Below are 14,454 nucleotides of genomic sequence, written 5' to 3'. Positions count from 1 at the left end.
GCTCCAGGACCCAGGAACCGCTGCTCCGGGCAGGAAAGAGCTCCCTGCCCGGAGCAGTCCGGACTGTCCGGGCTAGCCGGCCCGGACCCGAGGCTACTTCTTCGCGTCGATGATCGGCTGCGCGAACGCGTCGAACGCAACGGTCGTATCGGTGTACTGCTTGCCGTCCACAAAGACCGTCGGTGTGCCGTTGACGCCGTGGGCATGCGCGGTCGCCGTGCTGTACTGGACGAACGGGCGGTAGGTTTTGTTGTCCACGCAGCCGCTGATGTCCGCGGCTCCGACGTCCTTGGCTATCTTCTTGAGCTGATCGTTGCTCAGCCCGGCGCTGTTTTCCGCCGGCTGCTGGGCGAAGAGCTGGGTGAAGTAGTCGGCGAATTTATCCGGTGACGTATCGACCACGCAGGCAGCCGCCGCGGCGGAGCGGGAGGAGTAGTTGGTCGTGGAGAACTGGTCCAAAATCCCGGCGGCCCGGTACTCGATGGTCGCCTTCCCGCTGTCCTGCCATTGCTTGAGCTGGGGTCCGAATTTGGTCTCAAACTGGTTGCAGGCCGGGCAGATGAAGTCGATGTAGGCCACAATTTGAACGGGCTTGCCGTCGGCGCTGGGCGCGATGCCGATGGAGGCCAGATCGGTGGCAGCGGCGCTGGCCGCAGCTGCCGTTGGCGCCGCCGGCAGGGTTGCCTTATTAACCTCGCCCGGGGAAGCGTTCTTCACCACGCCGTTCTGGTCCTGCACCACGCCGCCGTAAGTATTGGCGTTGGCCGGAACCGGACCGCTGTCCGCGATGGCCTCCGGCTTTTTGGTCCCCTGAACGATCAGCAAAGCGACAATAACAACAACGACGACGGCGGCAAGCAGCACGCCGCCGCGGATCAGCCAGCCGTTGCGTTTCTCCTTCTTCGCGTGGGCTTCGCGGATCCGGCGGGCCTGTTCACGCGCTTGTGCAGTTCGTTCGGTCTTGCTCAGCCGTGGCTCGTTCTGGGGGGTCATAGTTCCTCGTGTCAATGGGCGCGGCAGCTTGCCACGCGGCGGCAACTTCCCCATTTTAGGGGAAGAACCCGGGAGCTTCTCTCACGCTCCGGATAACGTGCCAGCGGGACGGATGATTCCGGTGCCTATAAGCTGGCAGCTAAGCACCAAACGAACGCGGGAGACACTGTTGTCAGATCCTCAGACACGTCCGAGCCAGATCATTCACGAGCGCAAGCCGATGGGCGACGCCCCCAAGGGAGACTACGACTTCATCGTCGTGTCCAACCGGCTGCCGGTGGACAGGGTCCCGGCGTCCGAAGGCGAAGGCGGCTGGCGGCGCTCCCCCGGCGGACTGGTCACCGCTCTTGCCCCGGTGATGAACAAGGCCGACGGCGCCTGGGTGGGTTGGCACGGTGCGCCGGATGAGGAGGTGGAGGCCTTCGACAACGACGGCATGCGCCTGATCCCGGTGACGCTCAGCAATGATGAGGTTGAGCTTTATTACGAGGGCTTCTCAAATTCGACGCTCTGGCCGCTCTATCACGACGTCATTGCGCCGCCGGAGTTCCACCGGACCTGGTGGGACGTCTACCGCAGGATCAATCACCGGTTTGCCGATGCGGCAGCCCGCTCCGCGGCGAAAGGCGCCACCGTCTGGGTGCAGGACTATCAGCTGCAGCTGGTGCCGCGGTACCTGCGGCAGAGCAGGCCGGATCTGCGGATCGGGTTCTTCAACCATATCCCGTTTCCCCCGCCGGAGATCTTCGCTCAGCTGCCCTGGCGCCGGGCCATTATCGACGGTCTGCTCGGGGCGGATCTGATCGGTTTCCAGCGGCCCAATGACACGGCCAATTTCCTGCGCTCGGCCAGGCGTTTCCTGGGGGCGAGCGTGAAACAGCAGCAGGTGCATGTCCGAAATCCCGACGGCGGAATCAGCCACATCGCGCGGGCCGAGGCGTTCCCCATCTCCATCGACGTGGACCAGATCCAGAAGCTGGCCCAGCGCCCGGACGTGGTCGAGCGGTCCCGGCAGATCCGCAGCGATCTAGGCAATCCCAAGACCATCCTGCTCGGGGTGGACCGGCTCGACTACACCAAGGGCATCTCGCACCGGCTAAAGGCCTACGGCGAACTGCTCAACGAGGGCAACGTCAAGGTCGAGGACGCGTCGATGATCCAGGTCGCCAGCCCCAGCCGTGAGCGGGTGGAGAGCTACCGGCTGCTGCGCGAAGAGGTCGAGGGCACGGTGGGCCGGATCAACGGCCAGTTCGACACCATCCAGAACACCGCGGTGAGGTATCTGCACCACAGTTATCCGGTGGAGGAGATGGTGGCCCTGTACCTCGCAGCCGACGTTATGCTGGTCACCGCCCTGCGCGATGGCATGAATCTCGTGGCCAAGGAATACGTTGCGGCCAGGATCAACAACACCGGTGCGCTGGTGCTCAGCGAATTCACCGGGGCCGCGGACCAGCTGCGGCAGGCGCTGCTGGTCAACCCGCATGACATTGATGGACTGAAAGAGACCATTATGGCCGCCATAAACCTCAGCCCGGCCGCCTCCAGCCGGCGGATGCGGGCCATGCGCCGGCAGGTCCTGGACCATGACGTGGAGCGCTGGTCGCAGGACTTCCTGATCGCGCTGGACGAAAAAGCCGTCCGCGATGACCGCTGAGCGGCCCCCGGGAAAACCCGCCGGACTGACCGGCGTGCCCACCGGCCTGACCAGTCTGCCCACAGAGCTGACGGCCGCCGTCGACGGTCTGTGCCGTACCCCCCGGCTGCTGGTGGCGATGGATTTTGACGGCACCATGTCCCCGCTGGTCCCGCTCGCCGGCGACGCACGGCCGCTCCCGGCCACCGCGTCGGCGTTCGCCGCCATCGCGAAACTGCCAAGTACGACGACGGCGCTCATCTCCGGGCGCGCCCTTGCCAGTCTGCGGGTGGTTGCCACTCCGCCACGGGAGAGCCTGCTGATTGGCAGCCACGGCGCGGAGGTCTGGCTGGGGCCGGACGCGGAGCCGCTGACGTTGAGCCGCGCCGGCGCTGAGCTGCTCGCGCGGACGAGCACAATTCTGCAGGACATCGCCGGCCGGCATGCGGGGACGCTGCTCGAAATGAAGCCGGCCGGTGTGGTGCTGCACACCCGCCTGGCCGAGCAACTGGTGGCCGCGTCCGCCGTCGCGCAGGCACACCAAGCTTTGGATGCGCTGCCCGGGGTCTACGTCAGCGAGGGCAAGCGGGTGCTCGAAGTTTCGGTGCTGAAGGCGGACAAGGGCGACGGTCTGCGGGTTCTGCGCGGCGCCGCGCACCCCACGGCCGTGCTCTTCGCGGGTGATGATGTTACCGACGAGCACGGCTTCCGGGCGCTGGAGCTCGACGACGTCGGCGTCAAGGTCGGTGCCGGGGAGACCGCCGCGCGGTTCCGGATCGGCTCACCGGAGGCGGTTACACCTCTGCTGGAGCTGGTACTTTCGCGGCGAACCACGTATCTCAACAAATCCGCACAGTGAAAGTCACGCAGTAAAGCAGCGCCATACAAAACCGTGCAGGGTCTATGGAGGACTATCAATTCCGCGCAGTGAAAATCCCACATCGTTATGTGTGCCATAATGATGCTGTGACGCACCGCACAACTTTGCGGTTTCCTTCGGGAAGCGGCGCCGCATAACTGAATAAAACAAACCATTCACTACGGATCGTTCGGCACGTACCTGCCGATGAAGGGATTGAAGACTGTGGCTACAGTTACTTTCGACAACGCTACGCGTTTGTACCCGGGCACCGAGAAGCCCGCTGTTGACAGGCTCAACATTGAAATTGCCGATGGCGAATTCCTCGTCCTCGTAGGACCCTCCGGTTGCGGTAAGTCGACCTCGCTGCGCATGCTGGCAGGCCTCGAGGACGTTAACTCCGGCCGGATTCTGATCGGCGACCGCGACGTCACCGATGTTCCCCCAAAGGACCGCGACATCGCCATGGTTTTCCAGAATTACGCGCTCTATCCGCACATGTCGGTGGCCGACAACATGGGCTTTGCCCTGAAGATTGCCGGTATTCCCAAGGAGGAACGCGCCAAGCGGGTGCAGGAAGCCGCCCGGCTGCTGGATCTCGAGGCATATCTGGACCGGAAGCCCAAGGCTCTTTCCGGCGGTCAGCGCCAGCGTGTCGCCATGGGCCGCGCCATCGTGCGTAATCCGCAGGTCTTCTTGATGGACGAACCGCTCTCCAACCTCGATGCCAAGCTCCGCGTGCAGACCCGCACCCAGATCGCCTCGCTGACCCGCCGGCTTGGCGTTACCACCGTGTACGTCACGCACGACCAGGTTGAAGCCATGACAATGGGCGACCGCGTGGCTGTGCTCAAGGACGGGCTGCTGATGCAGGTCGACACTCCGCGCAACCTTTACGACAAGCCCCTGAACGTTTTTGTGGCCGGTTTCATCGGCTCTCCCGCCATGAACCTGCTGGAACTGCCCGTAGTCGACGGCGGCGTGAAGTTCGGCGGGATTGTTTACCCGGTGCCGCGGGACGTGCTGGAGGCTGCCGCGGGCAACACCGTCACCTTGGGCGTGCGCCCGGAGGATCTGGAAACGGCACCCGAAGGCGAAGGACTGCCGGTGGAGGTCGATGTCGTCGAGGAACTCGGCGCCGACGCGTATATCTACGGACACACCACCTTGGACGGCAAGGATCATGACATGGTGGCCCGAGTGGACGGCCGCCGCCCACCGTTGAAGGGGGACACCATCCACGTCCGCCCGCAGCAGGGTCACGTACACCTGTTTGACAGCTCGTCCGGTCTGCGGCTCGGAGACTAGCTGACCGTATTCCCTGGTCCCGGCTTCCCGGGGACCGGCTGAACTTGTGGTCCCGGATTCCCGGTGGTCGACCAAGGCGCCCCGCGCCGCGTGGCGACCAGGGAACCCGGGACCACAACGTTTAACCGAAGGTTAAGGAAGAATTGACCCATGACGGAATCAGCCGGTGCCAAGTGGACGGACGAGCCCACAGATTTCGAGCAGAGGGGGAAGCTGCCGCGTGCAGTGACCCCGCCGGCGGCCGTGATGGGCTCGCTGAACATCACCGCCGCCACCGCGGATCCGGAACTGCTGGATCTTCCCTGGCACATTGCCCTCGAAGACTGGCCCGAAGAAAGCCTGGCGGCGCTTCCGCGGGGGATTTCCCGGCACGTGGTCCGTTTTGCCCACCTCAGTGGGTCCATCATTGCCATCAAGGAAACCAGCGAGCACGTGGCCCGGCACGAGTACCACATGCTCCGCAAACTGCAGCGCCTGGACGTTCCCTGCGTCCAGCCCGTCGCCGTCATCAGCGGCCGGACCACAGCGCACGGTGCACCCCTGGATCCCGTGCTGGTCACCCGCCACCTGAAGTTCTCCCTGCCCTACCGCGCGCTGTTCTCCCAGATGCTGCGCCGGGACACCCTCACCCGCTTGATAGATGCTCAGGCGCTGCTGCTGGTCCGGCTGCACCTGATCGGCTTTTACTGGGGGGACGTCTCGCTGTCCAACACACTTTTCCGCCGCGATGCCGGAGCCTTTGCAGCCTATTTGGTGGACGCCGAGACCGGCGAACTGTACCCGGATCTCTCCACCGGCCAGCGCGAGTACGATCTGGAGATTGCCCGGGTGAACATCGCCGGCGAACTCATGGATCTCCTGGAGGGCGGGCTGATTGAGGAGAAGGTGGATCCCGTCGCCACCAGTGAACTCATCATGGACAGTTACCGCCGGCTGTGGGGCGAGCTGACGGAAAAGGAGTCATTCGAACTGGGTGAGCGCTGGCGCGTGGGCGCGCGCATCCGCCGGCTCAATGAATTGGGCTTCGACGTCGGCGAGTACGCCATCAAGACCACTCCGGACGGAGCCACCATCCAGCTGCAGCCCAAGGTGGTTGACGCCGGGCACCACCAGCGCCGGATGCTGCGGTTGACCGGGATTGATGCCCAGGAGAACCAGGCACGGCGGCTGCTCAACGACATGGATACCTACCGGGCCGACAGTTACCCGGGGCAGGACGAGGAAATCAGCGCGCACTCCTGGGTGAGCCACGTTTTCGAACCCATTGTCCGCTCCATTCCGCGGGAGCTTGGCGGGAAGCTTGAACCCGCCGAAGTGGTCCATGAGGTGCTGGAGCACCGCTGGTACATGTCCGAGCAGGAAGACCGCAACGTCCCGCTCGCGGAGGCCGTGCAGTCGTACCTCGATACTGTACTGCGGCACCGCCGCGACGAGGCCGCCATCATGCTGACGGCCGATACCGCCACCATGAAAATCCTTGAAGGCGGCTCGCTCGGTGAAGGATCAGGCTAGTTTCTGCCTGCACCGAACCGTCCGTTCGGGCACGCCGGTGCCGGGAGTGTTCAGTTCAGGGTCGCCTCTGCAGAGTAGCCAGCGCAGGGTCGTCAGTGCGGAGTCGTCAGTGCCGCCCGGCGTTGGCGCGGTTGAGCATATAGATGGCCAGAGTGCCGCCAGCCACGACGACGGCCGCTGCCAGGATCAGCAGAATCGTCCACAGGTTCGGACCACTTGATCCCGCGCGCACCGTATTTAAGTCCGCAGTGGACGTCGCCGTGTCCGGCAGGACAGACGCCGTCGGGCTGGACGACTGCGATGCCGATGTCGTCGCCGTATAAGTTGGCCACGCGCTCTCGCTAATCGGCGTTGGGACCGTTACTGGCTCTACACTTGCTTCAGCAGTGGCAGCTTCCGAAGTGGGTGGAGCCGCCGGGGCAACGGGCGCGATCGCGGGGGCAACAGGCCCTACGGGCGCTTCGGGCGCACCTTGTTTTTCGTTCCCTTGTGCCTTGGCCGCCGCCTGCTCTGCGGCCAGCTTGTCGGCAGCCGCCATTTCCGCTGCCAGCCTTTCCGCTTCCGCTCGCGCGTTCTCCAGGCCGCCCGCGGCAGACGTCTCCCCCGCCCCAGCGGAGGGCGGGACCTCCCCAAACTGGCCGCAAACAAGCTTCAAGGCATGCAGCGGACAAGACGGCCCAGACGTTTCACCATGGGCGCCGCTGGCCACGAGCAGCACGACGCTCAGCATCAGGAAGAGGACGGCCACGAGGGCCACGCTCTTGGCCGCCATGGCGCCCAGTAAAATCCGCAAATTCGTCTCTCCGAAATCGGTGAGGGCTCCGTCCAGAGCCAGAAAGGGTCCACAGGCATCATTCCCCTGCTTGGGGCTGATTGCAAGTTCCGGTCAGGCGGGCATTGCCTTGCCCGGATTGAAAATCCCCAGCGGGTCAAAGACGTTGCGTATTTTCCGCTGCAGCTGAAGCACCTCGGCATGCTGCTCCAGCGGCAGCCAGCGCAGTTTGTACTGCCCCACCCCGTGCTCGCCGGTGATGGTCCCACCCATGGCAAGTGCGACGTCGATTGATTCGTTCAGAGCGGCGGCAAGGGCGCCGGTGCTCTGCGGATCTGTCCCCGGCACCCAGAAGGTGGGATGCAGGTTCCCGTCGCCTGCATGAGCCACCACACGCAAACCCACCTCGTGGTGGGCCGCCATCCGTTCCAGCTCGAAGATGTAGTGCACCAGCTGGGACCGCGGCACGGCGACATCTTCTCCAACACTGCTTTCCACATCCCCCTCCATGCCTCGGCTGCTTCGGCGCAGGTCCATCAGCCGTAAGGCTTCCTCCGGCCCGGCGTTGCTCAACTCACCGCCGAGGTCCGACAGCGCGGCGGTGATCAGCTCGGCCTCCAGCTGGGCTGCCAGGCCGTCCGTCTGGATCAGCAGCAACGCATTCCCCCGGCTGACCAGATCCGAGCCCAGTCTGGTGTCCAGCTCAAGCAACGACGCACCGTCCAGGAGCTCCATAATGGACGGCTGGATCCGCGCCCGTCCTACCGCCAGGACACCGGCTGCGGCCGTTTGAAAATCCTGGAAAAACACCGCAAGAGTGCGGACCTCCAGCGGCAGGTACTTCAGTCTGACTGTCGCGGCGACCAGGACTCCTAGAGTTCCTTCGGAACCGACGAACAGCCCCGTCAGATCGTAACCGGCGACACCCTTGAACGTCCGGTGCCCCGTACTGATCAGCGACCCATCGGCCAGCACCACATCCAATGCCAGCACGGAGTCCCGCGTCACGCCATATTTGGCGCAACGCAGACCGCCTGCGTTCGTGGCGATATTGCCGCCGACGGTGGATAGCCGGTAGCTCGCGGGATCCGGCGCGAACATCAGCCCATAGTCGGCCGCGGCGGCATTCAGATCCGCATTAATGACACCCGGCTCCACGACGGCCACCTCGTCGGCGGCATTCAGCTCCAGGATCCGGTTCATCCGCTCCAGGCTCAACACGACGCAGCCGTCGCTGGCATGTGCGCCGCCGGAAACACCGGTTCCCGCGCCGCGGCATACGACGGCGACGCCGTATGCCGACGCGAGCTTGACCACGGCCTGAACATCCGTCACCGATTCGGCCCAGATCACCGCTGCCGGTTCCTGGTAGCTGGTCACCGGCCCCTGATCCGTGGCATAGGCCCGCAGGACCGCGGCGCCGGTTGAAAGGCAGTTAGCTGCAAGCACGCCCCCCAGCTCCGTCAGGAACTGCGGCAGCTTGGTGAGGATATCCGGCATGAATCGACTCTAACCCGGCAGCGGCGCCGGCACGTGATCCGAATGAAGTCGGTCGGTGCCGCGGTGGCGGGCGTTGGGGTGTTGGGGGGTGTTAAATGGTTTGAGCCCCGCACGGTGTGCGGGGCTCAAACCATTTTGTTTTCTAAATGGTGTCCGGCGGTGTCCTACTCTCCCACACCCTCTCGAGTGCAGTACCATCGGCGCTGTGGGTCTTAGCTTCCGGGTTCGGAATGGGACCGGGCGTTTCCCCCACGCTATGACCGCCGTAACTCTTTGTCCGCACCGGCACCACCGGGTTTTTGGGTGGGTGCTGGGGGAAATTTGTGGGTTACAACTTCACTGTATGTAGTTATTCAACTGTATGTAGTTATTCAACTGTGTGTAGTTATCCATGTGGTGTTGGGCATGGGGTGGTTGAGGGTGCAACCAGGACAACCCGTTCCCCTGTCGTGTGACAGGGGGTGGGGGTTGTTGGTTGGGAACCACATAGTGGACGCAAGCAGCAGATCTTTTTCCCTGACCGTGGTGGTGCAGCGTTTGAAGTCGCTTCACCGGTCAGGGGTGTGGTGTAAGTCATCGGCCTATTAGTACCGGTCAGCTTCACGGGTCTTTAGTCCCCGCTTCCACGTCCGGCCTATCAACCCAGTGGTCTGGCTGGGGGCCTCTCACACACAAAGGTGCATGGAAATCTCATCTCGAAGCGGGCTTCCCGCTTAGATGCTTTCAGCGGTTATCCCATCCGAACGTAGCTAATCAGCGATGCACTTGGCAGTACAACTGACACACCAGAGGTTCGTCCGTCCCGGTCCTCTCGTACTAAGGACAGCCCTTCTCAAATTTCCTGCGCGCGCAGCGGATAGGGACCGAACTGTCTCACGACGTTCTAAACCCAGCTCGCGTACCGCTTTAATGGGCGAACAGCCCAACCCTTGGGACCTACTCCAGCCCCAGGATGCGACGAGCCGACATCGAGGTGCCAAACCATGCCGTCGATATGGACTCTTGGGCAAGATCAGCCTGTTATCCCCGAGGTACCTTTTATCCGTTGAGCGACGGCCATTCCACAATGTGCCGCCGGATCACTAGTCCCGACTTTCGTCCCTGCTCGAGATGTCTCTCTCACAGTCAAGCTCCCTTGTGCACTTACACTCGACACCTGATTGCCAACCAGGCTGAGGGAACCTTTGGGCGCCTCCGTTACTCTTTAGGAGGCAACCGCCCCAGTTAAACTACCCATCAGGCACTGTCCCTGACCCGGATTACGGGCCGAAGTTAGATGTCCAAAGTGACCAGAGTGGTATTTCAACGATGACTCCACCGTAACTGGCGTCACGGCTTCACAGTCTCCCACCTATCCTACACAAGCCACTCCGAACACCAATACCAAACTATAGTAAAGGTCTCGGGGTCTTTCCGTCCTGCTGCGCGTAACGAGCATCTTTACTCGTACTGCAATTTCGCCGAGTTTATGGTTGAGACAGCGGGGAAGTCGTTACTCCATTCGTGCAGGTCGGAACTTACCCGACAAGGAATTTCGCTACCTTAGGATGGTTATAGTTACCACCGCCGTTTACTGGGGCTTAAATTCTCAGCTTCGCCCGCAAGGGCTAACCGGTCCTCTTAACCTTCCAGCACCGGGCAGGAGTCAGTCCGTATACATCGTCTTGCGACTTCGCACGGACCTGTGTTTTTAGTAAACAGTCGCTTCCCCCTGGTCTCTGCGGCCCCGATCCCCTCCGACCAGCACGTGGTCATCAAGGTTGGGGCCCCCCTTCTCCCGAAGTTACGGGGGCATTTTGCCGAGTTCCTTAACCATAATTCTCTCGATCGCCTTAGTATTCTCTACCTGATCACCTGTGTCGGTTTGGGGTACGGGCGGTTAAAACCTCGCGTCGATGCTTTTCTCGGCAGCATAGGATCACCAAATTCCCCCTCACGGGGGTCCCGTCAGATCTCAGACCCGGTATCAAAACCAGGGCCACGGATTTACCTATGACCCGCCCTACATCCTTAGACCGGGACAACCATCGCCCGGCTTGGCTACCTTCCTGCGTCACACCTGTTAATACGCTTACCTCCCGGGATCAGGTCCCGCGGTCCGCAAAAAACCGGACCCGCCACAAGGGCGGACGGTCATGCATCCGGCGGTTAGTATCACCCGATCAGCATTGGCGGTTTTTCACCGGTACGGGAATATCAACCCGTTGTCCATCGACTACGCCTGTCGGCCTCGCCTTAGGTCCCGACTTACCCAGGGCAGATTAGCTTGACCCTGGAACCCTTGATCATCCGGCGGACGGGTTTCTCACCCGTCATTCGCTACTCATGCCTGCATTCTCACTCGTGTAGGCTCCACCACTGGTTTACACCGCGGCTTCACCGCCCACACGACGCTCCCCTACCACTCCGGACGACTGAACCACGAAGGCTTGTCTACTATCCGAAATCCACAACTTCGGCGGTGTACTTGAGCCCCGCTACATTGTCGGCGCGGAATCACTTGACCAGTGAGCTATTACGCACTCTTTTAAGGATGGCTGCTTCTAAGCCAACCTCCTGGTTGTCTTCGCAATCCCACATCCTTTCCCACTTAGCACACGCTTAGGGGCCTTAGTTGGTGGTCTGGGCTGTTTCCCTCTCGACCATGAAGCTTATCCCCCACGGTCTCACTGCTGCGCTCTGACTTACCGGCATTCGGAGTTTGGCTGACGTCAGTAACCTTGTAGGGCCCATTAGCCATCCAGTCGCTCTACCTCCGGCAAGAAACACGCAACGCTGCACCTAAATGCATTTCGGGGAGAACCAGCTATCACGAAGTTTGATTGGCCTTTCACCCCTACCCACAGCTCATCCCCTCCATTTTCAACTGAAGTGGGTTCGGTCCTCCACGACGTCTTACAGTCGCTTCAACCTGGCCATGGGTAGATCACTTCGCTTCGGGTCTAGATCACGCCACTACACTCGCCCTATTCAGACTCGCTTTCGCTACGGCTTCCCCACACGGGTTAACCTCGCGACGTAACACTAACTCGCAGGCTCATTCTTCAAAAGGCACGCCGTCACAAGAATCAGACTCGCTCCGACGGTTTGTAGGCACACGGTTTCAGGTACTGTTTCACTCCCCTCCCGGGGTACTTTTCACCTTTCCCTCACGGTACTTGTCCGCTATCGGTCATTAGGTAGTATTTAGGCTTATCAGGTGGTCCTGACAGATTCGCACGGGATTTCTCGGGCCCCGTACTACTTGGGATACTCTCCAGGCGGTGTCAGAAACATTTCGGTTACGGGGCTCACACCCTCTACGGCCGGCCTTTCAAGACCGTTCACCTATGCCTACACTCTCACCTCCCCAGCCCGGCAGAGCTGGAACGGAAAGTCCCACAACCCCGGCCATGCAACGCCCGCCGGCTATCACACATGACACGGTTTAGCCTGATCCGCGTTCGCTCGCCACTACTGACGGAATCACTGTTGTTTTCTCTTCCTGTGGGTACTGAGATGTTTCACTTCCCCACGTTCCCCCCACACAGCCTATGTGTTCAGCTGCAGGTCACCACGTCACCCCAAAGAGCGCGTGGCGGGGTTTCCCCATTCGGACATCCTCGGATCAGGGTTCGGTTATCAACTCCCCGAGGCTTATCGCAGATTCCTACGTCCTTCTTCGGCTCCTAATGCCAAGGCATTCACCGTGCGCCCTTAAAAACTTGACCACAAAAGATCACAAAACAAAACACATCGAGAGAACCATGAAACCACCACACCACCCCACACCCCGAAAGGCACGAAACGATGCAACAGATCCAGGTTCAAACATTCTCAAAGAAATTGCTTCTTAAGATGCTCGCGTCCACTATGTAGTTCTCAAACAACAACCCCATCACACACCAGCCACCACACCAACGCGCGGAAACCAGCCATGCCCGGGAACACCAGAAACACCAAACCCCCGCAACCCCCTCCACCCACACCAGCAGGCAAAAAAGACCACGGAACCCTGTTGCCTCAGGACCCAACAGTGTGCCAAACGAAACCCACGGAACCACCAACCGCAAAACCATCCTTTCCACACCCGCCGCCACGCCCCCCAAAGGAGAACACAACACACGGGCCGTACTCAAACACCGGCCGGCACCCCACAGGCACCTGTCCTGTCAATATTCCACCCATGAGCACCCACCGCGGAACCTGCGTCCGCGCAACGGGCCTCCTGCAGACCCCCACCACCAACCACCAGGGCCGGGGCAAACGAATCTGAGGCGCTCCTTAGAAAGGAGGTGATCCAGCCGCACCTTCCGGTACGGCTACCTTGTTACGACTTAGTCCCAATCGCCGGTCCCACCTTCGACGGCTCCCCCCCAAAAGGGTTAGGCCACCGGCTTCGGGTGTTACCAACTTTCGTGACTTGACGGGCGGTGTGTACAAGGCCCGGGAACGTATTCACCGCAGCGTTGCTGATCTGCGATTACTAGCGACTCCGACTTCATGGGGTCGAGTTGCAGACCCCAATCCGAACTGAGACCGGCTTTTTGGGATTAGCTCCACCTCACAGTATCGCAACCCTTTGTACCGGCCATTGTAGCATGCGTGAAGCCCAAGACATAAGGGGCATGATGATTTGACGTCGTCCCCACCTTCCTCCGAGTTGACCCCGGCAGTCTCCCATGAGTCCCCGGCATAACCCGCTGGCAACATGGAACGAGGGTTGCGCTCGTTGCGGGACTTAACCCAACATCTCACGACACGAGCTGACGACAACCATGCACCACCTGTAAACCGACCGCAAGCGGGGCGACCATCTCTGGCCGTTTCCGGTTCATGTCAAGCCTTGGTAAGGTTCTTCGCGTTGCATCGAATTAATCCGCATGCTCCGCCGCTTGTGCGGGCCCCCGTCAATTCCTTTGAGTTTTAGCCTTGCGGCCGTACTCCCCAGGCGGGGCACTTAATGCGTTAGCTACGGCGCGGAAAACGTGGAATGTCCCCCACACCTAGTGCCCAACGTTTACGGCATGGACTACCAGGGTATCTAATCCTGTTCGCTCCCCATGCTTTCGCTCCTCAGCGTCAGTTACAGCCCAGAGACCTGCCTTCGCCATCGGTGTTCCTCCTGATATCTGCGCATTTCACCGCTACACCAGGAATTCCAGTCTCCCCTACTGCACTCTAGTCTGCCCGTACCCACCGCAGATCCGGAGTTGAGCCCCGGACTTTCACGGCAGACGCGACAAACCGCCTACGAGCTCTTTACGCCCAATAATTCCGGATAACGCTTGCGCCCTACGTATTACCGCGGCTGCTGGCACGTAGTTAGCCGGCGCTTCTTCTGCAGGTACCGTCACTTACGCTTCTTCCCTACTGAAAGAGGTTTACAACCCGAAGGCATTCATCCCTCACGCGGCGTCGCTGCATCAGGCTTGCGCCCATTGTGCAATATTCCCCACTGCTGCCTCCCGTAGGAGTCTGGGCCGTGTCTCAGTCCCAGTGTGGCCGGTCACCCTCTCAGGCCGGCTACCCGTCGTCGCCTTGGTAAGCCATTACCTCACCAACAAGCTGATAGGCCGCGAGTCCATCCAAAACCAATAAATCTTTCCACCACCCACCATGCGGTGAAGAAGTGAATATCCGGTATTAGACCCCGTTTCCAAGGCTTATCCCAGAGTTAAGGGCAGGTTACTCACGTGTTACTCACCCGTTCGCCACTAATCCCCCCAGCAAGCTGGAGATCATCGTTCGACTTGCATGTGTTAAGCACGCCGCCAGCGTTCATCCTGAGCCAGGATCAAACTCTCCGTTGATGTAAAAACAGACACCACCACAACACCCGGAAAAAGGATGACATGACAGCACTAAATTCGAAACCAGCCAAAAAAGCCACCC

At 61.2% G+C, this 14,454-nt stretch carries 7 protein-coding genes and 3 rRNA genes; 4 read left to right on the top strand and 6 right to left on the bottom strand.

The features are described from left to right. Window positions 1-93: 93 nt before the first annotated feature. Complete coding sequence (locus ACLLJI_RS02495; RefSeq protein WP_434617520.1) at window positions 94-993, bottom strand: DsbA family protein; 900 nt, start codon at window positions 991-993, stop codon at window positions 94-96. Between the two features lie 220 nt (window positions 994-1,213). On the opposite strand from ACLLJI_RS02495, the gene ACLLJI_RS02490 reads away from it, so the two are divergent. From ACLLJI_RS02490 to ACLLJI_RS02475, 4 genes are all read left to right on the top strand, one after another. Continuing rightward, window positions 1,214-2,650, top strand: a complete 1,437-nt coding sequence (locus ACLLJI_RS02490) for an alpha,alpha-trehalose-phosphate synthase (UDP-forming) (protein ID WP_434621108.1) — start codon at window positions 1,214-1,216, stop codon at window positions 2,648-2,650. Next, entirely contained in the window at window positions 2,640-3,488 is an 849-nt protein-coding gene (gene otsB / locus ACLLJI_RS02485) for a trehalose-phosphatase (protein WP_434617518.1), read from the top strand. The genes ACLLJI_RS02490 and otsB overlap by 11 nt, the downstream gene beginning before the upstream one ends. Before the next feature lie 225 nt (window positions 3,489-3,713). Next, entirely contained in the window at window positions 3,714-4,796 is a 1,083-nt protein-coding gene (locus ACLLJI_RS02480) for an ABC transporter ATP-binding protein (protein ID WP_283562044.1), read from the top strand. 150 nt (window positions 4,797-4,946) lie between these two features. Further along, complete coding sequence (locus ACLLJI_RS02475; RefSeq protein ID WP_434617515.1) at window positions 4,947-6,308, top strand: DUF4032 domain-containing protein; 1,362 nt, start codon at window positions 4,947-4,949, stop codon at window positions 6,306-6,308. A 106-nt stretch (window positions 6,309-6,414) separates the two neighbouring features. Here the strand turns inward: ACLLJI_RS02475 and ACLLJI_RS02470 are convergent, their stop codons facing one another. The 5 genes from ACLLJI_RS02470 to ACLLJI_RS02450 form a co-directional block, all read right to left on the bottom strand. Next, window positions 6,415-7,101, bottom strand: coding sequence for a hypothetical protein (locus ACLLJI_RS02470; RefSeq protein WP_434617513.1), 687 nt, complete (start codon window positions 7,099-7,101; stop codon window positions 6,415-6,417). Window positions 7,102-7,194: 93 nt separating this feature from the next. After that, window positions 7,195-8,580, bottom strand: a complete 1,386-nt coding sequence (locus ACLLJI_RS02465; RefSeq protein ID WP_434617510.1) for an FAD-binding oxidoreductase — start codon at window positions 8,578-8,580, stop codon at window positions 7,195-7,197. 151 nt (window positions 8,581-8,731) lie between these two features. Further along, window positions 8,732-8,848 (bottom strand): 5S ribosomal RNA (gene rrf / locus ACLLJI_RS02460). Between the two features lie 295 nt (window positions 8,849-9,143). Next, a 23S ribosomal RNA gene (locus ACLLJI_RS02455) occupies window positions 9,144-12,290 on the bottom strand. A gap of 557 nt (window positions 12,291-12,847) precedes the next feature. Further along, window positions 12,848-14,372 (bottom strand): 16S ribosomal RNA (locus tag ACLLJI_RS02450). The 16S, 23S and 5S rRNA genes sit together here, the layout of an rRNA operon. Window positions 14,373-14,454: the final 82 nt, after the last annotated feature.

The sequence above is a fragment of the Arthrobacter sp. A5 genome (genome assembly GCF_051131705.1).
Lineage (GTDB): Bacteria > Actinomycetota > Actinomycetes > Actinomycetales > Micrococcaceae > Arthrobacter_M.
The sequence above is the reverse complement of the archived record's forward strand: the minus strand, read 5'-3'. Positions and strand labels throughout refer to the sequence as shown.